The organism is Pseudomonas aylmerensis (assembly GCF_001702265.1).
Taxonomy (GTDB): Bacteria; Pseudomonadota; Gammaproteobacteria; order Pseudomonadales; family Pseudomonadaceae; genus Aquipseudomonas; species Aquipseudomonas aylmerensis.
In genome coordinates this window covers 34,381-55,718 of sequence record NZ_MAUE01000041.1, presented here as the reverse complement: position 1 = coordinate 55,718, position 21,338 = coordinate 34,381, and the positions used below count along the sequence as shown (strand labels likewise).

The following is a 21,338-nucleotide window of genomic DNA, read 5'->3' as shown; positions in this document are numbered from 1 at the left end:
ACAGCATCCGAGACATCTCGTCTGGAGCCCTGCCCATGCCTCTGATCCGCACCTTTTGCCTTGCCGGCCTGCTCACCGCCAGTGTCACCCCGGTGTTCGCAGCCACTGAAGGTCCTGCCTACGGGCCAGAACTGCAAGGCTTTGCGTACCCCTATCCACTTGAGCACTTCAACTTCCAATCCCAGGGCAAGTCCCTGCAGATGGGCTACATGGACATCCCCGCCACCGGCAAGGCCAACGGGCGCAGCGTGGTGCTGATGCACGGCAAGAACTTCTGCGGCGCTACCTGGGAAGGCTCGATCAAGGCCTTGAGCGAGGCCGGTTACCGGGTGATCGCGCCCGACCAGATCGGCTTCTGCACTTCCAGCAAGCCTGATCACTATCAGTACAGCTTCCAGCAACTGGCGCAAAACACCCATCAACTCCTGGAAAAGCTCGGCATTCACCAGGCGACCATTATCGGCCACTCCACCGGTGGCATGCTCGCCACCCGCTACGCCCTGCTCTATCCGACCCAGACCGAGCAGCTTGGGCTGGTGAACCCCATTGGCCTGGAAGACTGGAAAGCCCTCGGCGTGCCCTACAGCAGCGTCGACCAGTGGTACCAGCGCGAGCTTAAACTCAGCGCCGAAGGCATTCGCAAGTACGAACTCAACACCTACTATGTAGGGCGCTGGAAGCCCGAATACGACCGCTGGGTGGATATGCTCGCCGGCCTCAACAAAGGCCCGGGCCATACCCAGGTGGCATGGAACTCGGCCTTGATTTACGACATGATCTTCACCCAGCCGGTGTACTACGAATTCAAGGACCTGCAGATGCCGACCCTGCTGTGGATCGGCACCGCGGACAACACCGCGATCGGCAAGGACCTGGCGCCGCCGGAGGTCAAGGCCAAGCTCGGCAACTACGCGGTACTCGGCAAGCAGGTGGCCAAGCTGATCCCGCATTCCACCCTGGTGGAATTCCCGGGCCTGGGCCATGCACCGCAAATGGAAGAACCGGCACAGTTCAATAAAGCATTGTTGCAGGGCTTGAACGCCCTTTAATCCAACCTTTTTCGAGGCACGCGTGAATGTCGGTACAGATCGCAGTCATTGATGATTGGCAGAAGGTCGCCAGTGGCGTGGTGGACTGGTCGGTGCTGGAGTCGGTAGGCCAGGTGCATTTCCTGCACGACTACCCGGCGGACACCGCCACCCTGATTGAGCGGTTGCAGGGGTTTGAGGTGATTTGCGTGATGCGCGAGCGCACCACTTTCGACAAGGCCCTGCTGCAGGGCTTGCCCCAGCTCAAACTGCTGGTGACCGGCGGCATGCGCAACGCGGCCATCGACATCCCGGCGGCCAAGGCGCTGGGCATCCACGTGTGTGGCACCGACAGCTACAAACAGGCCGCGCCGGAACTGACCTGGGCACTGATCATGGCCTCCACTCGCAACCTGGTGGCCGAAGCCAACTCGCTGAGAGCGGGCGGCTGGCAGGTGGGACTGGGCGGCGACCTGTATGGCAAGACCCTGGGAATTCTCGGACTCGGTAGCATCGGCCAGAAAGTCGCGCAGTTCGCCCAGGTGTTCGGCATGCGCGTGATTGCCTGGAGTGAAAACCTCACGCCGGAACGCGCAGCCGCCTCGGGCGTGACGTGGGTCAGCAAGCGCGAGTTGTTTCAACAGGCCGACATTCTCACTATCCACCTGGTGCTCAGCGACCGCAGCCGCGGCCTGGTGGATGCCGAGGCGCTGGGCTGGATGAGACCCAGCGCACGCCTGGTGAACACCGCGCGCGGTCCGATTGTGGATGAGCAGGCACTGGTGCGGGCCCTGCAAAACGGCCAACTGGCCGGCGCCGCGCTGGATGTGTTCAGCGAAGAACCGCTGCCCGCCGACCATCCGTTTCGCCAACTGGACAATGTCCTGGCCACACCGCACGTGGGGTATGTCAGCGAGCAGAACTACCGGCAGTTCTACCAGCAGATGATCGAGGACATCCAAGCCTGGGCCGATCACGCCCCGCTCCGACTGCTCAACTGAAAGGGGGAGCAGCAATTCTCCCCTAGCAAACACACTTGATGAGGGAACCCCTCCCCCTAAGCAAGCCGCTCCCCCCCAGCAAGCCGCTCCCCCTGTGGCGAGCAGGCTTGCCCTGCGTTGGGCTGCGCAGCAGCCCCAAAACCTGCCCCCCCGCCCAACCTGATGCACCCCACGCACCACATCGGAGCACTTCACCGTCACACCCCCTGCAACCCTACCTCCGCCTACCCCGCCCACCAACCCCGCCCCCGTTTTCCCAGCTTTGCATATCGTTACAAGTATTTTGTCCTACAAAAATCCCCCACAAACCCTACAGGCTCTAGGATCTGTCCTAGACTGATGACCGATGGGTCCGTTTCAAAACAAAAACCCCGCGAAAAAATCGAAACTTTCCAACTCTGCCATAGGTCAGGTTTAGGGTAAGGCGCGCACAAGCGGTTCACACCAGATGCCGTCTATCCATTCTTTTTGAGCTAACCGTGCAACTGGCATACGCCTTGCCAGTTTGTCATTGCGCTTGTGCGCCTGGCCGCAGGATGCGGTCAACGGAGCTAGTGGCAGCGGGCCACTAGCCGACCAACACGTGGAGAGAACTATGATCAGTGCCGCTGCAAGTATTCAAGGAGAGCGTGTTAGTCAGCCAGTTGGCGGGTCGACAGCTTTAGTCGACCTCAACACGGTGCGGCCGGTCCCGAGTCATAATCCAAATCGCAAGAAAGTCCTGTTCGTCACCTCCGAATTCGCCGACCTGGTCAAGACCGGCGGCCTGGGCGACGTGTCTGCCGCCCTGCCCCGTGCCATGGCGCACCTGCACGATGTGCGCGTGCTGATCCCCGGCTACCCGCAGGTAATGGAGAGTGACAACCCGATCCATATCATTGGTGAACTGGGCGGCCATGCCGCGCTGCCACCGTGCAAAATCGGGCGCATGGACCTCAAGGACGGCCTGGTTATCTATGTACTGATCTGCCCTGAGCTCTATGAGCGCGAAGGCACGCCCTACGGCGCCAATAACGGCCGTGACTGGCCCGACAACCATATTCGCTTCGCCCGCCTGGGCCTGGCCGCCGCCGACATGGCCGCCAACCTGGCACAGATCCACTGGTGCCCGGACCTGGTGCATGCCCATGACTGGCCCGCTGGCTTGGCCCCGGCCTATATGCACTGGCGTGGGTCACGCACCCCGACGCTGTTCACCATCCATAACCTGGCGTACCAGGGTGTGGTCAGCCTGGCCTCGACGCCGGAGCTGGGCATTCCACCCCACGCGCTGCAACAGGAAGGCATGGAGTTCTACGGCAAGATGTCGTTCCTCAAGGCCGGCATGGCCTACTCGAGCCATATCACCACCGTGAGCGCGACGTACGCCCAGGAAATCACCACCCCCGAATTCGGCTGCGGCCTCGACGGTTTCCTTGCCGCCAAGACCCAGCAAGGCCTTCTCAGTGGCATTCCCAACGGCATTGATGAAAGTTGGGAAACCTCCACCGACACGCACCTGACACACAACTTCAACATTGGCGACTGGGAAGGCAAGGCGATCAACGCCGGCCACGTGCGCGAATTGTTCGGCCTGCATGACTCCACCGGCCCGCTGTTCGCCGTGGTCTCGCGCCTGGTCTACCAGAAGGGCCTGGATCTGACCGAGGCCGTGTCGAGCTTTATCGTCGAAAACGGCGGCCAGATCGCGATCATCGGTCGCGGCGAGCCCGAAGAAGAGCAAGCCATGCGTGAATTGGCGCTGCGCTTCCCTGGGCAGGTCGGCGTGCGTATCGGCTTCAACGAAACCGACGCCCGCCGCATGTTCGCCGGCAGTGACTTCCTGCTGATGCCTTCACGCTACGAACCCTGCGGCCTGAGCCAGATGTACGCCCAGCGCTTCGGCTCGCTGCCGGTGGCACGCAACACCGGCGGGCTGGCGGACACCATCGAGAATGGCGTCACCGGGTTCCTGTTCAATGAATCCACGGTAGAAAGCTACGAAGAGGCGCTGAGCCGCGCGTTCCGCGTGTTCGCCAACAAGGGCCTGCTCAACGCCATGCGCAGCCGCGCCATGACCCAGCCCTTCAACTGGTGCCAGGCGGTAGAACCCTACGCCGAACTGTATGAACAACTGGTGGCCAAGGCCTTGGGGAAATCGACTAAATAATCAAGGGAGGTCTTCATAGATGCCGTTACGGACTTTGGAAACCTGGCCCCACGGCGCAATCATGCTGGACGCGCAACACACGCGTTTTGCCTTGTGGGCGCCAGACGCGTTTTATGTCAGCGTTGAATTGGAAGACGGCAAATCCATCGCCATGCTGCCGCAGGCAGAGGGATGGTTCGAGACAGAAGTGAAGTGCCCCGCCGGCACCCGCTACCGCTTCAACATCGATGGAGAAATGGATGTACCCGACCCCGCGTCCAGGGCCCAGGCTGCGGACGTGCATGGTTGGAGCGTAGTCGTCGACCCGCTCGCCTACCCATGGCGTCACAGCCACTGGCAAGGCCGCCCCTGGCACGAAGCGGTGATCTACGAGCTGCACGTGGGTGCGATGGGGGGCTACGCCGAGGTCGAAAAACACCTGCCACGCCTGGCCGAGCTGGGCGTCACCGCCATTGAGTTGATGCCATTGGCGCAATTTCCCGGCGAACGCAACTGGGGTTATGACGGCGTGCTGCCGTATGCGCCCCAGTCCTCCTACGGCACTCCCGAGCAGCTCAAGCACTTGGTCGATTGCGCCCACGAGCATGGCCTCGCGGTGATCCTGGATGTCGTCTACAACCACTTCGGTCCCGATGGCAATTACCTGGACCAGTACGCGGCCGGCTTCTTTCAGGAAGACGTGCACACGCCGTGGGGCGCCGGTATCGATTTCGACCGCCGTGAAGTGCGCAATTTCTTCCTCGACAACGCGCTGATGTGGTTGCTGGAATACCGCTTCGACGGCCTGCGCCTGGACGCCGTGCACGCCATCGACAACCCAGGCTTCCTGCAGGAGCTCGCGCAGCGGGTGCGCCAGCAGGTCGACACCGGCCGGCATGTGTGGCTGGTGCTGGAGAACGAACTCAACCAGGCCAGCCTGCTCAAGCAGGATTTCGACGCGCAATGGAATGATGACTTTCATAACGTGTTGCACGTACTGCTGACCGGCGAAACCGACGCGTACTACAGCGACTTTGCCAAGGAACCTACCGCCCAACTGGCGCGTTGCCTGGGCGAGGGTTTTGTCTATCAGGGCCACACCACCCGCCACGGCCATGAGCGCGGCGAACCCAGCGGCGATCTGCCGCCCACCGCCTTTGTAGCCTTCCTGCAGAACCACGACCAGATCGGCAACCGCGCGATGGGCGAGCGCCTGCACCAGTTGTGCGCGCCCCAGGCGCTAAAGGCGGCGACCGCCCTGCTGCTGCTGTCACCGATGATCCCGCTGATGTTCATGGGCGATGAAGTGAATGCCAGCGAGCCGTTCCTGTTTTTCACCGATCACCACGGCGAACTGGCCGAAGCGGTGCGTGAGGGCCGGCGCGGCGAATTTGCCGACTTTGCCGCCTTCCAGGACCCGGAGCGTCGTGACCGCATCCCGGACCCGAACGCCCTGGCCACTTTCAAGCAATCCTCCCCGGCGCTGGCCGATCACCCCCACGCCGAGCTCTACCGGCACCTGTTGAACCTGCGCCACACGCATATCGTGCCGCACCTGCCCGGCACCGTGGCCTTGGGTGCGCAGGTATTGGCCGACGGCGCCGTCAGTGCGCGCTGGCGCCTGGGCAACAGCAGCCTGTTGCAGATCGACCTGAACCTGAGCACCACCGCCGTGGACCACCCGGCGGCCGCCCACGTTCTGTTTCAAACGCCTGCCGAGCACGGCGCACAACTGCCGCCGTACAGCGCACGCGTGACCCTATCCCCTGTTGGAGAGCACCCTTGAGCGAAGCGAACCTGGAAATCCTCGCCAGCCGCGCGGGCCTGGCCGTCGATTGGATCGACGCAAACGGCCGCCCGCAACGAGTGAAACCCGACGCCCTGCGCGCCGTTCTCAAAGGCCTGGGCCACCCGGCCGACACCGATGCCGAGATCGACGCCAGCCTGCTTGAACTGGAGCAAGTGCAACACGACAAACACCTGCCCCCCTTGATGACCATCGACACCGGCGAAGGCCTCGACCTGGCACGTTACTTCGAGCCCGATACCCTGTGCCGGGTCAACCTCGAAGGCGGCGAAAGCCTGGAGCTGCGCCTCGACGGCAACGCTATTCTGCCTGGCGTGATCGCCCTGGGTTATCACCAGGTGCATATCAACGACCAGAGCTTCACCCTGGCCGTCGCGCCCACGCACTGCTACAGCGTGGCCGAAGCGGTGGACACCCAGCCCGCGCGCGCCTGGGGCCTGAGTGCCCAGTTGTACGCACTACGCCGCCTGGGGGATGGTGGTTTCGGCGACACCCTGGCCCTGGAGCACCTGGCGCGCTCCGCCGCAGAACGTGGTGCGGACGCCCTGGCGATCAGCCCGATGCACGCGATGTTCAGCGCCGACACCGGCCGCTACAGCCCGTACTCGCCTTCCAGTCGCCTGTTCCTCAACAGCTTGTATGCCTCTCCGTCCTGCATCCTCGGCGAACGCGAAGTGCGCAGCACCATCGAGGCCCTTGGCCTGGAAGATGAACTGCACACGCTGGAGCAACACACGCTGATCGACTGGCCCGCCGCCGCCAACGCCAAGCAACGCCTGCTGCGCGCGCTGTATGAAGATTTCCGCCACGGCCAGCACCCGCAACAGGCCGACTTCCTCAGCTTCCGCCAGGCCGGTGGCGAAGCACTGGAGAACCACTGCCGCTTCGAAGCTGTGCAGGCGCAGCGTGCCGCCGCCGGCGAGGACCTCGACTGGCGTCACTGGCCCCAGGAGTGGCGCAATCCGCAAAGCCCGGCACTGGTACAGTTCGCTGAAGCCAACCGCGAGGAAATCGGCTACTACGCCTTCGCCCAATGGCTGATCGCGCGCTGCCTGGAGCGTGCCCAGCAAGCCGCCCGAGGCAGCGGCATGGGCATCGGCCTGATCGCCGACCTGGCGGTAGGCGCTGATGGCGGCGGCAGCCAGGCCTGGAGCCGCCAGGATGAACTGCTGGCCGACCTGACCGTGGGCGCGCCGCCGGATATTCTCAACCGCTCGGGCCAAGGCTGGGGGATTTCCGCGTTCTCACCCGAAGGCCTCAAGCGCAACGGTTTTCGTGCATTCATCGAAATGCTGCGCGCCAACTTCGCCCACGCCGGCGGCTTGCGCATCGACCATGTGATGGGCCTGCAGCGCCTGTGGGTGATTCCCATGGACGCCTCGCCGCGCGAAGGCGCCTACCTGTATTACCCGGTGGATGACCTGTTGCGGCTGCTGGCCCTGGAGTCCCACCGCCACAAGGCTATCGTCCTCGGCGAAGACCTCGGCACCGTGCCCGACGGCCTGCGCGAAAAGCTCAGCGGCCGCTCGATCCTGGGCATGCGCGTGCTGTTGTTCGAACAAGGCCACGATGGCCAGTTCAACCCGATCCTCGACTGGCCGGACAACGCCCTGGCCACCACCAGCACCCATGACCTGCCGACCCTCAACGGCTGGTGGCACAGCCGTGATATCGACTGGAACATCCAGCTCGGCCTCATCGATGCGCCCACCGTGGAGCAATGGAGCGAACACCGCCTGCGCGAACGCCAGGCACTGCGCCAGGCCTTGAGCCAGGACCCGCAGAATTTCGTCGAAGAAATTCGCAATGAAACCGACCACATGATCGACGCCAGCGTGCGCTACCTCGGCCACACCCGTGCGCCGCTGGTGCTGCTGCCGCTTGAGGACGCGCTGGGCATTGAAGAACAAGCCAACCTGCCCGGCACCACCGATACCCATCCCAATTGGCGCCGCCGCCTGGCGGGCGAGGCTTCCAGCCTGCTCGACAATGCCGGCGCCGCCCGCCGCCTCGAACTGCTGGCCGTCGCGCGCAACCAAGCCTATGAGCGTGACCGATGAAAGCACTGCCCCTGCGCGCTACCCAGCGCCTGCAATTCCATAAAGGTTTCACCCTCGATGACGCGGTGCCGCTGGTGCCGTATTTCGCCCAACTGGGCATCAGCCACCTGTACGCCTCGCCGCTGCTCAGCGCGCGTGCCGGTTCCATGCACGGCTACGACGTGGTCGACCCGACCAGCGTCAACCCCGAGCTTGGCGGTGAAGCGGCGCTGCGCCGTCTGGTCGCGGCCTTGCGTGAGCACGGTATGGGGCTGATCCTCGATATCGTCTCCAATCACATGGCCGTGGGCGGCGCCGACAACCCCTGGTGGCTGGACCTGCTGGAATGGGGGCGCCTGAGTCCCTACAGCGAGTTCTTCGACATCCAATGGCACTCCCCCGACCCGCTGCTCAAGGGCCAGTTGTTGATGCCATTCCTCGGCAGCGACTACGGCGAAGCCTTGCAGACCGGCACCCTGACCCTGCATTTCGATGCAGCCCATGGGGCGTTCTACGTCGAGCATTACCAACACCGCTTTCCGATCTGCCCACGCGACTACGCGTTGATCCTCGGCAACGACCCATTGCTCAAGCCCCTGGCCGACCGCTTCAGCGCCCTCGCCTACCAGGATGACGCCTACGCCGAAGCCGCCTGGCTCAAGCAGGCGCTGGCCGAGCGCGCCACCGAAGTTTTGCCCGCCATCGAAAGCCGGCTGGCCGAGTTCGACGGGCGCCAGCCTGAAGGCTTCAAGCGCCTGCACCAGCTGCTCGAGCAACAGACCTATCGCCTGGCCAGCTGGCGCACCGCGGCGGACGACATCAACTGGCGGCGCTTCTTCGACGTCAACGAACTCGGTGGCCTGCGCGTGGAGCGCAGCGCCGTGTTCGAAGCCACCCACGGCAAGATCTTCGAGCTGATCAGTGAAGGCCTGGTGGACGGTTTGCGCATCGACCACATCGACGGCCTCGCCGATCCTCGCGGCTACTGCCGCAAGCTGCGCCGGCGCGTGGATTCGCTGTCGCCGGAGCGGCACCTGCCGATCTTTGTCGAAAAGATTCTCGGCGAAGGCGAAACCCTGCGTGAAGACTGGCGCGTGGACGGCACCACCGGCTACGAATTCATGAACCAGCTGTCGCTGCTGCAACACCACCCGGAGGGCTTTGCGCCGCTGGCCGCGTTGTGGACGCAGCACAGCGAACGGCCCTCGGCGTTTATCGAAGAGGCGCGGCTGGCACGTCAACAGATCCTCAATGGCTCCCTCGGCGGTGATTTCGAAAGCGTGGCGCGGGCGCTGCTACAAGTGGCGCGCGACGATGTGATGACCCGCGACCTGACCCTCGGTGCGATCCGCCGTGCCTTGCAGGAGCTGATCGTGCACTTCCCGGTGTACCGCACCTACATCAGCGCGCTGGGCCGCAGCGCGGCTGACGACAAAGTCTTCCAGCAGGCCATGGACGGTGCCCGCAGCACCCTCGGCGAAGGCGACTGGCCGGTGCTCGAACACCTGGAAAAATGGCTCGGCGGCCAGCCTTGGCGCCATCGCCCGGTGGGCCGCGAGCGCAAGATGCTCAAGCATGCCTGCGTGCGCTTCCAGCAACTGACGTCGCCGGCGGCCGCCAAGGCCGTGGAAGACACTGCGTTCTATCGCTCGGGCGTGCTGCTGTCGCGCAATGACGTGGGTTTCAGCACCGAGCAGTTCAGCGCGCCGCTGGCCGAGTTCCATGCGGTCAACCAGCAACGCCTGCAGACCTTCCCCGATAACCTGTTGGCCACGGCGACCCACGACCACAAGCGCGGCGAAGACACCCGTGCGCGCCTCGCGGTGCTCAGCGAGTGCGCAGCGTGGTATGTCGAGCAGGTCGAGCAGTGGCGCAGGCTGGCCGCGCCGCTGCGCACTGACGCCAGTGCGCCGTCGGCCGGCGATGAGTTGATTCTTTACCAAGTGCTGCTCGGCAGCTGGCCGTTGGACCAGGCCGATGACTTCGAGGACTACCATCAGCGCCTGTGGCAATGGCAACAGAAAGCCCTGCGCGAGGCCAAGCTGCAGAGCGCCTGGAGCGCGCCCAACGAAGCCTATGAACAGGGCGTCGAAGCCTTCCTGTCACGCCTGTTGCTGAGCGAGGAAGGCCGTCCGTTGCGCACGGCAATCGGCAACGCGGCCCAGGTGATCGCCCCCGCCGGTGCGGTGAATGGCCTGGCGCAATCCTTGCTTCGCATCACCGTGCCGGGTGTGCCGGACTTGTACCAGGGCGACGAGTTCTGGGACTTCAGCCTGGTGGACCCGGACAACCGTCGCCCGGTGGATTTCAACGCACGGCAACGCGCGCTGGATACCCCATGGGACCCCGGCGAACTGCTGTTCAACTGGCGAGACGGGCGCATCAAGCAGGCCGTGATTGCCCAGGCGCTGGCCTTGCGCAAGGCCGATCCCGGACTGTTCCGCGCAGGCAGCTATACGCCGCTGGAAGTGCTCGGCCAACACGCCGGGCGGGTGGTCGCGTTCCACCGCGAACACCAGGGCCGCCACCTGTTGGTGGTGGTGCCGCGCTGGCCGTTTGACCTGCTTGAAAACGGTGTGCATCCCCAGATCAATGCGCAGGTTTGGGGCGATACACGGGTGAAATTACCGTTCGCCGCGCCAACTCAAAACTGGAAGGGACTTTTTCATACAGGCGCAGTCACACCAGACAAGGAGCTGTTGATCAGCGCTGCCCTGGGGGATTTCCCGGTCAATGTCTTTATCAATCCTGATGATCAAGAAAGCTGAAAATTTTCTGTGAGGAGCATTGTGATGAGTACTGAAGACAAACGCATACGCGAGCTGGCGCATCAGATCTGGGAATCTGAAGGCAAACCCCATGGGGAGGACGCACGTCATTGGGAGATGGCGCGCAAACTTGCCGAAGCCGAAGCCCTGACGCCGAGCAAGCCCAAGGCCTCGGCCAAACCCAAGACCGCGCCCAAACCGCCGGCCAAGGCCAAGCCTGCGCCACCGGCCGCGAGCAAGCCGGCAGCCCCGGCGGCGAAGAAGCCAGCGGCGCCGAAAAAGCCCAAGCCTTGACCCCCGCACCGCTTGCCGGCCCTGCCGGTAAGCGGTGATTTTTCCACCCCGATTGTCAGCTGAATATTCGTCAGCACGGCCGCGTTCGGCCCGAAAAAAGACCCTTGCAGGAGCAACACCATGAGCAAACCCCATAAAACCCCTTCGACGCCGGGCAACGAGCCGTCGCGGATTCGTGAAGGTTTGCCCTTCCCCCTCGGCGCCACCTGGGATGGACTGGGCGTCAACTTTGCGCTGTTCTCGGCCAACGCCACCAAGGTGGAGCTGTGCCTGTTCGACGACGCTGGCGAAGTTGAGCTGGAACGCATCGAACTGCCCGAATACACCGACGAAATCTTTCACGGTTACTTGCCCGACGCCCACCCCGGGCTGATTTACGGCTACCGCGTGTACGGTGCTTATGACCCGGCCAACGGTCATCGCTTCAACCACCACAAATTGCTGATCGACCCCTATGCCAAACAGCTGGTGGGCGAACTCAAATGGTCCGAGGCACTGTTCGGCTACACCATCGGCCACCCGGACGACGACCTCAGCTTCGACGAACGCGACAGCGCGCCTTTCGTGCCCAAGTGCAAGGTCATCGACCCCGCGCACACCTGGGGCAATGACCAGCCGGTACGCGTGCCGTGGGACCGTACGATCATCTACGAAACCCACTTGCGCGGCATCAGCATGCGCCACCCTTCGGTCGGCGAATCGGTGCGGGGCACCTGCGCCGGCCTGATGGAAGATGACGTGCTCAAGCACATCCGCCAGTTGGGCATCTCGTCGGTCGAACTGCTGCCGGTACACGCCTTTGTCAACGACCAGCACCTGCTGGAAAAAGGCATGACCAACTATTGGGGCTACAACAGCATCGCGTTTTTCGCCCCCGACCCGCGCTACCTGGCCAGCGGCAAGATCGCCGAGTTCAAGGAGATGGTCGCGCACCTGCACGAGCAGAAGCTGGAAGTGATCCTCGATGTGGTCTACAACCACACCGCCGAAGGCAACGAGCGCGGCCCGACCCTGTCCATGCGCGGCATCGACAACGCCTCTTACTACCGGCTGATGCCCGATGACAAGCGCTTCTATATCAACGACTCCGGCACCGGCAACACCCTCGACCTGAGCCACCCGTGCGTGCTGCAGATGGTCACCGACTCCCTGCGCTACTGGGCCACCGAGATGCACGTCGACGGTTTCCGTTTCGACCTGGCGACCATCCTCGGCCGCTACCGCGACGGGTTTGACGAACGCCACAGCTTCCTCGTGGCATGCCGCCAGGACCCGGTACTGCGCCAGTTGAAAATGATCGCCGAACCCTGGGACTGCGGCCCCGGCGGTTATCAGGTGGGCAACTTCCCGCCGGGCTGGGTCGAATGGAACGACCGTTTCCGCGACACCGTACGTGCCTTCTGGAAAGGCGATGACGGCCAGTTGGCGGACTTCGCCGGGCGCATGACCGCTTCGGGCGAGATGTTCAACCACCGGGGTCGCCGCCCCTACAGCTCGGTGAACTTCATCACCGCGCATGACGGTTTCACCCTGCATGACCTGGTGTCGTACAACGACAAGCACAACGAAGCCAACGACGAGAACAACCAGGACGGCAGCAACAACAACCTGTCGTGGAACCACGGCGTCGAAGGCCCGACCGAAGATCCGGAAATCAACGCGCTGCGCCTGCGCCAGATGCGCAACTTCTTCGCCACGTTGCTGCTGGCCCAGGGCACGCCGATGATCGTCGCCGGTGATGAGTTCGCCCGCACCCAGCACGGCAACAACAACGCCTACTGCCAGGACAGCGAGATCGGCTGGGTCAACTGGGAGCTGGACGATGACGGCAAGGCGCTGCTCAAGTTTGTCAAACGCCTGATCAAGCTGCGCCTGGCCTATCCGATCCTGCGTCGTGGCCGCTTCCTAGTGGGCGACTATAACGAAGACATCGGCGTCAAGGATGTGACCTGGCTGTCGCCGGATGGCAACGAGATGACCACCGAACAGTGGGAAGACAGCCATGGCCGCTGCCTCGGCATGTTGATGGATGGTCGCGCGCAGGAAACCGGGATTCGACGTGCCGGTGCCGACGCCACCTTGTTGCTGGTGGTGAACGCGCATCACGACATGGTCAATTTCCGCCTGCCGTCGGTGCCTGAAGGTGAGTTCTGGACCTGCATGCTCGACACCAACCAGCCGGCGGTACGCGGCCAGGAGCGGTTTGATTTTGATCACGAGTACGCGGTGACCGGCCGCTCGCTGCTACTGTTCGAACTGCAGCGTGACGAAGAGGTGTGACATGGCACTGCATGGATTCCTTCAGAGCTTCCAGGGCTACGCGGACACGCAAGACCTGGGCAAGGCGCTGAAGGCACTTCAGGAAGAAGGCCTCGACCAACTGCCGCTGCCTGGCAGCGGCGAAACCCTGGCGCGATTCAGTCGCCTGGCGCAGGTGGCAGGCCACGACCTGCGCTTGTGCAAGTTGTTCGAAGGTCATACCGATGCATTGGCGATCATTGCCGAACTCGACAGTCCACTGCCGCCATTGGGCAGCACATGGGGCATGTGGGCGGCGGAACCGCCGACCGCCAGGGTCCAGGTGCGCCAGGACGGGCATCGCTTGCGCCTGGACGGGCGCAAAGCCTGGTGCTCAGGCGCGGCAGTGGTCAGCCATGGCTTGTTGACGGCCTGGGATGAACAGGGCCGTCAGCAGTTGGTGGCGGTGCAGATGGATCAACCGGGCATCACCGTCACCAACGAAGGCTGGAATGCCGTGGGCATGGCGGCCACCGGCAGTGTCGAGGTGCTGTTTGACGGGGCCCTCGGGATCGCCGTGGGTGGTCCCGGCGATTACCTCGCCCGTCCGGGTTTCTGGCAGGGCGGCGTGGGCATCGCTGCGTGCTGGTACGGCGCCGCGCAACGCCTGGCCGAGGCCCTGCGCGAACACTGCAGCAAACGTCCGGAACCGCATGCCCTCGCCCACCTCGGCGCCGTCGACAGCGCTTTGAACGGGGCCGCCTGCGTACTGCGCGCCAGCGCCGAACAGATCGACCGCGACCCCAAGGCTGACGCCCAGCAACTGGCCCAACAGACCCGCGCGTGTATCGAAGAGGCTGTCGAGCAGGTCATGCGCCATGTCGGCCGGGCCGTGGGTGCAGGGCCGTACTGCAAGGACCCGCACTTTGCCCAATTGATGACGGACCTGCCGGTGTACGTGCGCCAGAGCCATGCCGAGCGCGACCTGGCCGGCCTGGGCGAATTGGTTGCCGGCGAACCCACAGGGAGGTGGCAGTTATGAGACCCAACCCGATCGTCGGCCAGGGCACGCCGCTGCAACATTGGCAGGCCTCGAGCCTGATGGCGGAGCTGCCGCACATCAGTGTCGAAGAGCTGGTGCCCGAGGGCCATCGCGCCGTGATCATCGCTCCGCACCCGGATGATGAAGTGCTCGGCTGTGGCGGCCTGCTGCAAGGCCTGGCTGCGCTGGGCCGGCCCATGCAGCTGATTTCCGTCACCGATGGCAGCGCCAGTCACCCTGGATCCCGGCGCTGGCCGGTAGAACGCTTGAGCGTGGTGCGCCCGCAGGAATCGGCGCAGGCCCTGCACCGCCTGGGGTTGCCACTGCACAGCCTGAAATGGCTGCGCGCCGGCTTCAGCGACAGCCAGGTGGCAGCACGCGAGGACGAGCTGACTGCGTTTATCCAGCGCTACCTCAAGCCGACCGACGTGGTGTTCACCACCTGGCGCGAAGACGGCCATTGCGACCATGAAGCCGTCGGTCGCGCGAGCGCCCAGGCGGCCCAGGCCGTGGGCGCCACGCTGTATGAGCTGCCAGTCTGGACCTGGCACTGGGCGTCTCCCGAAGACAGCCAAGTGCCGTGGCACCGCGCCCACAAGATTCCGCTGACCTGCGAAGCCGTGGCCCGCAAGCGCCACGCCATCCATGCATTCGCCAGCCAGTTGGAAGGCGATCCGCAGATCGGCTTGCCGCCGGTACTGGCGCCGTACGTGGTCGAGCGGCTGTTGCAACCTTTTGAAGTGGTGTTTGTATGAGCGTGGCCACGCCGTATTTCGATCAACTGTTCGCTGATAACGATGACCCGTGGGCTTTCCGCCAACGCTGGTATGAGCGCCGCAAGCGCGCGCTGACCCTGGCGATGCTGACGCGCCCACGGTATGCCTCGATCTTCGAGCCCGGTTGCGCCAACGGTGAACTCAGCGCCGAACTGGCACCGCGCTGCGATCGCCTGTTGTGTTGCGACACCGCTTCGGCCGCCGTGGCCCTCGCCCGTGGTCGCCTGCTGGGTTTTGCCCATGCCCAGGTGCAACAGAGCCGCCTGCCCGAGCAATGGCCGCAGGGCCAGTTCGAACTCATCGTGCTCAGCGAGCTGTGCTACTACCTCGACGCCGATGACCTCGGCGCCCTGATCGACCGCGCCCTCACCAGCCTCGCCCCCAACGGGCAAGTCCTCGCCTGCCATTGGCGCCCGCCCATCGACGGCTGCCCGCAGACCGCCGAGCAGGTGCATGCGTTGCTGCACGAACGGCTGGCGATGCCGCTGGTTGCCCGGCATCACGAACACGACTTTCTCCTCGACCTGTGGAGCCGCGACGCGACCTCGGTCGCCACGCTGGAGGGCCTGCGATGATCGGTATCCTGATCCCGGTACACAATGAAGAAGCATTGCTCGGCGAGTGCCTGGACGCGGCGCTGATCGCGGCCAGCCATCCAGGCCTGGCGGGCGAAGCGGTGCAGGTGCTGGTGGTGCTCGACAGTTGCACCGATAGTAGCGCCGCGATTGCCGAAGCCTTCCAGGTGCAGCGTCTGGAAGTGCAGGCACGCAATGTCGGCCACGTACGCGGGGTGGGCGCGCGGCATCTGCTCAACCAGGGTGCGCGCTGGATCTCGTGCACCGATGCCGACAGCCGCGTGGCCCCCGATTGGCTGGTCGCACAGTTGGCCCTGGGTGCCGACGCCGTGTGCGGCACGGTCACGGTAGACGCCTGGAGCGAAGGATTCGACCCGGCCGCGCAGATCCGCTACAACCAGGCCTACCAGGCCCGCGACGGCCACCGGCATATCCACGGCGCCAACCTGGGCATCAGCGCTGGGGCCTATGTGCGGGCCGGCGGTTTCGAACCGCTGGCGTGTCATGAAGATGTGCAACTGGTGCGCAACCTGGAGCGCTGCGGCGCCTCGATCGCCTGGAGCCACTCGCCGCAGGTGATCACCAGTGCACGCCTGGAAGCGCGGGCCCAGGGCGGCTTTGGCGATTATTTGAAGAGCCTGATGCTGGCCTCTTGAAAAAAACGCCATTACTGAATGTAAAAGCGACCAAACCTTGGCTATGCTGAGGACGCCTTGCTGGCAATCCAGGATTGGATTGCCATGCAACCACCACGACGGAGCCTGTGGTGGGTAAAAAGAGCGTCGTCCCGTCAACGGAGCACGACCCAGCATCAATTGACAAGGATCTGTCACCCATGAAGCTTGCCTCATTAGGCGACGGCCGCCGTGGCCCCGCCCAAATCTGGAACAGCGCACCGCAGCTGGCGCAAATCCCGCCGATCGCCCCTCATTCACTGGTGCCTCCTGGCGCACGCGTGGTCATTATCGCCCCCCATCCCGGCGATGAAGTGCTGGCCTGTGGCGGCTTGCTGCAACTGCTCAGCACCCTGGAACACCCGCTGCAACTGATCTCCATCACCGATGGCAGCGCCAGCCACCCCGGCTCGCATGTGTGGCCGGCCAGCCGCCTGAGCGTGGTCAGGCCCCAGGAAAGCGCCGAAGCACTGCGCCGCCTGGGCATGCCGCTGCACAGCCTCAAGTGGATTCGCGGTGGCTTTTGCGATAACGCCCTCGCCGCCCGCGAACCGCAATTGAGCCAGTTCATCGCCCGCTACCTGCACCCCGGTGACGTGGTGTTTTCGACCTGGCGCAACGACGGCAATGACGACCATGACGCCGTCGGCCGTGCCAGCGCCAAGGCTTGCAGCCTGGTAGGCGCGCACCTGTATGAAGTGCCGATCTGGGCCTGGCACTGGCCCGCCCGCGAAGGAGCGGTGATCCCCTGGCAGCGCGCGCGCAAGGTACGCCTGGATACGTGGAGCGTGGCGCGCAAACTCCACGCCGCCCACGCGTATGCCAGCCAATTGGCCGGCGACCCACAGATCGGTCTGGCGCCGATCCTCGCCCAGGTGTTGTTGGAGCGAATGCGCGAACCCTACGAGATCGTGCTGCCGCCATCCTTCTGACTCGTCTATACCTGTTATTTCTAACAGTGGCGCCCTGTCCATACACGGCTATGCTGCGACAGGACTGTGCCGCTTGAAGCGCAGTCGAGAAAGCCATGCCAACCTGTTGCATTGGCCGGTGTTTTCGAACAGGTGACCGGTATTTCCTGATCTGTATCGTGCATTTCGTTGTCATGGTCTGGCCCGCGCCTGCCGTTGCAGGTGCCGGGGCAATTATCCCCTCAATCGAGGACGGATCATGCGCACACGGACCTTTGCCTGGCTGTATTTGGTCGCCCTGGCAGCGACGCCACTGAGCTCTTACGGGGCCTGCGTCATCAATAACACCGCCGGCGACGACACCTCTGCCTGTGACAGCGGCACCGCGCCGGGCTTTACCGACACTGGCGGCAACAACACCCTGAATCTCACTGCCACCGGCCGCATCACCGGGGCGGTGACCTATGGCGCCGGCAATGACCTGGTGGATGTGGAAGGCCCGAGCGCCGGGATCGACGGCAACTTGAACCAAGGCGACGGCAGCAATATCTTCCGCCTCAACCTGGGCAGCATCACCGGCTCGGTGACCCAAGGCTCGGGCAATGATGTGGCGCAGGTCACCGGCGGCCTGGCCGGCGCGATCATCCAGGGTGACGGCATCGACAGTTTCTCCATGAGCGGCGGCACCATTGCCTCATTGGCCCAGGGCGACGGGCGCGATCAGTTCTTCATGAGCGGTGGCACGATCACCGGCGCGTTCGAGGACGGCGACCAGGCACTGATGAGCGGCGGCACCATCGGCCGGGTGGACATGAAGCTCGATAACAACATTTTCGATATGCGCGGCGGCACGATCATCGGCAACCTGGTGACCGCCTTTGGCCAAGACACCATCCTGGTCTCGGGCACCAGCCTGATCGGCGGCAACATCAGCACCAGTGGCGGCGCGGATATCATCACGGTGACCGGCGGCACCATCAACGGGCAGATCCTGGCCAGTGCCGGCAATGACCTGTTCAGTTGGATCGGCGGCGGGCAAATCCGCGGGCCCATCCTGATGGGCAACGATAACGACACTGCCCTCCTGCAAAACCTGACTGAAACCCAACTGTCATCCACCGCGTTGATCGATGGTGGCACGGGCACCGACACGCTGACGTTCGACAATACCCAGGCCAGCACGCCCGGGCGCTATGCCAACTGGGAACAGGTGATACTGGACAACAATGCCCGCTTCACGCTGGGCGGCACTTTCGTGCTGGGCGATGCCGACACCGGCACCGGCACGATGTCGGTCAACGGCAGCAGCACGCTGCTGGTCAATACCGGGGTTATCAGTGCGTTCACCGCTGGCCAGCTGGTGACCGTGAACAACCGTGGCCTGATCGACATGACCAGCGGCAGCGCCATCGCCAGCGACACGCTGACCGTAAATGGCAACTACAACGGCAACGGCGGCGGGCTCGCGCTGCAAAGCGTGCTCGGCGCTGACGGTTCCCCCAGCGATAAACTGGTGGTCAGCCAGGGCAGCCTCGGCGGCACTACCGCGATCAGCGTCAGCAACCTGGGCGGGGCCGGCGGCGCTACGCTGCAGGACGGCATCCAGGTTGTCCAGGCCATCAACGGCGCCAGCGGCAGCGGCACCGCGTTCAGCCTCGCAGGGCCGGTGTCCGCCGGGGCGTTCGACTATCGCCTGTTCAAGGGCGGCGTATCGGCCGGCACGGCAGAAAACTACTACTTGCGCTCTACCGTCCCCGTGGCGCCGGCCGATCCCGTGCTCGTGCCCGTGCCGGGCCCCGGTGAGCCGCCCCTGCCATCCAACCCCGGGCTGACCCCGATCCCGATCTACCGCCAGGAAGTGCCGATCTACGCTGCGCTGTTTCCGGCGGCCGACCAAATCGTGCGGGGCATGCTGGGCACCTATCACCAGCGCATGGGGGACCAGGACCAGCCACAACCGGTCGGTACGTTCCCGGCGGGTTGGGGACGGGTGTACGGCAGCAGCAGTCGCCAGCATTCCGCCGGGACCGTCAGCCCAACGCTGGACAGTTCGGTCACGGCCTTCCAGGTCGGCAGCGACGTCTACGCCAGCAGCGGCGACAGCGGCCAGACCCAGCGCGCCGGTTTTTTTGTCGGCCACAGCACCCTCAGGGGCAACGTCAAAGGCTTCAATGGCGGCTGGGAAGACCGCGACGCCGGCAAGACCACCTTGCGCGGTGACAGCCTGGGGGTCTATTGGACGCTGATCGGCGCCAACCAGGCTTACCTCGATCTGGTCCTGATGGGCACCCGCTTCGACGGCAACAACGCGTCGGATCGCGGGGTGAAAATGGACACCCAGGGCCACAACGTAAGCGCATCCGCCGAAGTCGGTTGGCCGTTCGCGCTGGTCAACAACTGGGTGGTCGAGCCCCAGGCCCAGGTGATCGTCGGCAAGACCTGGCTGGACAAGCAAAACGACGGCATCGCGGATGTTTCGTACGATGCCGACACCCGCATTACCACGCGCCTGGGCGTGCGGCTGCGCGGCCAGTACACGGTCAGCGGCCTGCCACTGCAGCCCTATGTGCGCGCAAATGTCTGGCACTCACGCGCCGGGACTGACACCGTCACCTTCAATGACGTCACGGATATCGACACCGAGCAGAAGTCCACCACCCTCGACCTGAGTGCCGGCGCCACGCTGGAGGTGGCCAATGGCGTGAACCTGTATGGCGAAGTCGGCTATGACCGCAACCTCGACAGCAACCTGTTCAACGGGCGCCAAGGCACGTTGGGCGTGAAGGTGGCCTTCTAGGTATGTATCGCACTGTGTACGGGACCGGCGGCGATACACAGCGTTTGATTCGACGGGTTTCCTGAAACAACCCAGATACAGCGCAACGTTCAACTGAGCATCAGGCACACATCAAGCCGTAGGAGGCTCGCCATGCACGCTCAGTTGAACCGTCGCCCCACACGTCACCCGCTGTTCCTGGCCCTGGCCCTGTTGTCCTTCGGTGCCAGTGGCCTGGCGCAGGCCGAAATGCCCGAGCCGCCCGCGCGCGCGCCGGTTGCGAGCCCTCAGGCAGGCTTGGGTGCGCTCAAGCACATCAAGGCCGGGCAACTGGAGGTGGCCTACGCCGAAGTCGGCCCGGCCACTGGCCCGGCGGTGATCCTGCTGCACGGCTGGCCCTACGATATCGACAGCTACGCACAGGTTGCCCCGCTGCTCGCCGCCAAGGGCTATCGGGTGTTGATCCCTTATGCGCGAGGTTATGGCGGCACACGCTTCCTCTCGGACACGACCCTGCGCAACGGCGAACCGGCGGCCTTGGCCCGTGATGTGATCGACTTCATGGACGCCCTGCACATCCAGCAAGCCGTGCTCGGTGGCTATGACTGGGGCGCGCGCTCGGCGGATATCGTCTCGGCCTTGTGGCCAGAGCGGGTCAAGGCGCTGGTCTCGGTGAGCGGCTATCTGATCGGCAATCAAGCCGCCGGCCAGACCCCACTGCCGCCCAAGGCCGAGCTGCAGTGGTGGTACCAGTTCTACTTCGCCACCGAGCGCGGCGCCGCCGGCTACCAGAAAAACACTCACGATTTCGCCAAGCTGATCTGGCAACTGGCCTCGCCAAAATGGGCGTTTGACGACGCCACGTTCGCACGCAGCGCCAAAGGCCTGGACAACCCCGATCACGTCGCCATCACCGTGTTCAACTACCGCTGGCGCCTGGGCCTGGTGCAGGGCGAAACCCAATACGCCGGGCTGGAGCAGCAACTCGCCCAGGCCCCCGCCATTGGCGTGCCGACCGTCACCCTCGAAGGCGACGCCAACGGCGCCCCGCACCCGGCGCCCGAAGACTACGCCAAGCGCTTTACCGGCAAGTATGAGTTCCGCCTGGTCAAGGGTGGGATCGGCCACAATCTGCCGCAGGAAGCCCCGGAGGCATTTGCCAGGGCGGTGATCGATGCGGACCACCTGTGAGGCGCAACCTTTCGCTATCGCCTTTACGACATCGCGAAGGGTGATGACCTACCGCACCTGTAACGCGCGCCCGACGGCCAGACCGTGCCG

At 64.2% G+C, this 21,338-nt stretch carries 15 protein-coding genes; all 15 read left to right on the top strand.

Features of this window, described 5'->3' with window-relative positions:
- Nucleotides 1-35: 35 nt before the first annotated feature.
- The 15 genes from BBG20_RS24805 (at nt 36) to BBG20_RS24735 (ending at nt 21,248) form a co-directional block, all read left to right on the top strand.
- Nucleotides 36-1,049: an alpha/beta fold hydrolase gene (locus BBG20_RS24805; protein ID WP_065908132.1), complete on the top strand. Its 1,014-nt coding sequence runs from the start codon at nt 36-38 to the stop codon at nt 1,047-1,049.
- Between the two features lie 26 nt (nt 1,050-1,075).
- Nucleotides 1,076-2,029: a D-2-hydroxyacid dehydrogenase family protein gene (locus tag BBG20_RS24800; protein WP_065908130.1), complete on the top strand. Its 954-nt coding sequence runs from the start codon at nt 1,076-1,078 to the stop codon at nt 2,027-2,029.
- 595 nt (nt 2,030-2,624) lie between these two features.
- Nucleotides 2,625-4,178, top strand: coding sequence for a glycogen synthase GlgA (gene glgA / locus BBG20_RS24795; protein ID WP_065908128.1), 1,554 nt, complete (start codon nt 2,625-2,627; stop codon nt 4,176-4,178).
- Nucleotides 4,179-4,197: 19 nt separating this feature from the next.
- Nucleotides 4,198-5,943 (top strand): malto-oligosyltrehalose trehalohydrolase, encoded by a 1,746-nt coding sequence (treZ, locus tag BBG20_RS24790; protein ID WP_065908126.1) that lies wholly within the window; start codon nt 4,198-4,200, stop codon nt 5,941-5,943.
- Nucleotides 5,940-8,024: a 4-alpha-glucanotransferase gene (malQ, locus tag BBG20_RS24785; protein WP_065908124.1), complete on the top strand. Its 2,085-nt coding sequence runs from the start codon at nt 5,940-5,942 to the stop codon at nt 8,022-8,024. The genes treZ and malQ overlap by 4 nt, the downstream gene beginning before the upstream one ends.
- Complete coding sequence (locus BBG20_RS24780; protein ID WP_065908122.1) at nt 8,021-10,771, top strand: malto-oligosyltrehalose synthase; 2,751 nt, start codon at nt 8,021-8,023, stop codon at nt 10,769-10,771. The genes malQ and BBG20_RS24780 overlap by 4 nt, the downstream gene beginning before the upstream one ends.
- A gap of 24 nt (nt 10,772-10,795) precedes the next feature.
- Nucleotides 10,796-11,065 (top strand): DUF2934 domain-containing protein, encoded by a 270-nt coding sequence (locus BBG20_RS24775; RefSeq protein WP_065908120.1) that lies wholly within the window; start codon nt 10,796-10,798, stop codon nt 11,063-11,065.
- A gap of 120 nt (nt 11,066-11,185) precedes the next feature.
- Nucleotides 11,186-13,345, top strand: a complete 2,160-nt coding sequence (gene glgX, locus BBG20_RS24770; protein WP_065908119.1) for a glycogen debranching protein GlgX — start codon at nt 11,186-11,188, stop codon at nt 13,343-13,345.
- Nucleotide 13,346: 1 nt separating this feature from the next.
- Nucleotides 13,347-14,345 carry an acyl-CoA dehydrogenase family protein gene (locus BBG20_RS24765; protein WP_065908117.1) on the top strand — a complete coding sequence of 333 codons (999 nt, stop codon included), beginning with the start codon at nt 13,347-13,349 and terminating at the stop codon, nt 14,343-14,345.
- On the top strand, nt 14,342-15,100 hold the full coding sequence (locus BBG20_RS24760; protein WP_065908115.1) for a PIG-L deacetylase family protein: 759 nt from the start codon (nt 14,342-14,344) through the stop codon (nt 15,098-15,100). The genes BBG20_RS24765 and BBG20_RS24760 overlap by 4 nt, the downstream gene beginning before the upstream one ends.
- On the top strand, nt 15,097-15,696 hold the full coding sequence (locus BBG20_RS24755; protein WP_065908114.1) for an SAM-dependent methyltransferase: 600 nt from the start codon (nt 15,097-15,099) through the stop codon (nt 15,694-15,696). The genes BBG20_RS24760 and BBG20_RS24755 overlap by 4 nt, the downstream gene beginning before the upstream one ends.
- Nucleotides 15,693-16,352 (top strand): glycosyltransferase, encoded by a 660-nt coding sequence (locus tag BBG20_RS24750; RefSeq protein WP_065908113.1) that lies wholly within the window; start codon nt 15,693-15,695, stop codon nt 16,350-16,352. Before BBG20_RS24755 ends, BBG20_RS24750 begins: the two co-directional genes overlap by 4 nt.
- 179 nt (nt 16,353-16,531) lie before the next feature.
- Nucleotides 16,532-17,302, top strand: a complete 771-nt coding sequence (locus BBG20_RS24745; RefSeq protein WP_065908112.1) for a PIG-L deacetylase family protein — start codon at nt 16,532-16,534, stop codon at nt 17,300-17,302.
- Between the two features lie 238 nt (nt 17,303-17,540).
- On the top strand, nt 17,541-20,078 hold the full coding sequence (locus BBG20_RS24740; RefSeq protein WP_065908111.1) for an autotransporter family protein: 2,538 nt from the start codon (nt 17,541-17,543) through the stop codon (nt 20,076-20,078).
- 132 nt (nt 20,079-20,210) lie between these two features.
- Complete coding sequence (locus BBG20_RS24735; protein ID WP_065908110.1) at nt 20,211-21,248, top strand: alpha/beta fold hydrolase; 1,038 nt, start codon at nt 20,211-20,213, stop codon at nt 21,246-21,248.
- Nucleotides 21,249-21,338 lie beyond the last annotated feature (90 nt).

Bases quoted from the DNA above. Each gene is read 5' to 3' on its own strand.
- BBG20_RS24805 (WP_065908132.1), top strand. From the start codon at position 36: ATGCCTCTGATCCGCACCTTTTGCCTTGCCGGCCTGCTCACCGCCAGT.
- BBG20_RS24800 (WP_065908130.1), top strand. From the start codon at position 1,076: ATGTCGGTACAGATCGCAGTCATTGATGATTGGCAGAAGGTCGCCAGT.
- glgA (WP_065908128.1), top strand. From the start codon at position 2,625: ATGATCAGTGCCGCTGCAAGTATTCAAGGAGAGCGTGTTAGTCAGCCA.
- treZ (WP_065908126.1), top strand. From the start codon at position 4,198: ATGCCGTTACGGACTTTGGAAACCTGGCCCCACGGCGCAATCATGCTG.
- BBG20_RS24780 (WP_065908122.1), top strand. From the start codon at position 8,021: ATGAAAGCACTGCCCCTGCGCGCTACCCAGCGCCTGCAATTCCATAAA.
- BBG20_RS24775 (WP_065908120.1), top strand. From the start codon at position 10,796: ATGAGTACTGAAGACAAACGCATACGCGAGCTGGCGCATCAGATCTGG.
- glgX (WP_065908119.1), top strand. From the start codon at position 11,186: ATGAGCAAACCCCATAAAACCCCTTCGACGCCGGGCAACGAGCCGTCG.
- BBG20_RS24765 (WP_065908117.1), top strand. From the start codon at position 13,347: ATGGCACTGCATGGATTCCTTCAGAGCTTCCAGGGCTACGCGGACACG.
- BBG20_RS24760 (WP_065908115.1), top strand. From the start codon at position 14,342: ATGAGACCCAACCCGATCGTCGGCCAGGGCACGCCGCTGCAACATTGG.
- BBG20_RS24755 (WP_065908114.1), top strand. From the start codon at position 15,097: ATGAGCGTGGCCACGCCGTATTTCGATCAACTGTTCGCTGATAACGAT.
- BBG20_RS24750 (WP_065908113.1), top strand. From the start codon at position 15,693: ATGATCGGTATCCTGATCCCGGTACACAATGAAGAAGCATTGCTCGGC.
- BBG20_RS24745 (WP_065908112.1), top strand. From the start codon at position 16,532: ATGAAGCTTGCCTCATTAGGCGACGGCCGCCGTGGCCCCGCCCAAATC.
- BBG20_RS24740 (WP_065908111.1), top strand. From the start codon at position 17,541: ATGCGCACACGGACCTTTGCCTGGCTGTATTTGGTCGCCCTGGCAGCG.
- BBG20_RS24735 (WP_065908110.1), top strand. From the start codon at position 20,211: ATGCACGCTCAGTTGAACCGTCGCCCCACACGTCACCCGCTGTTCCTG.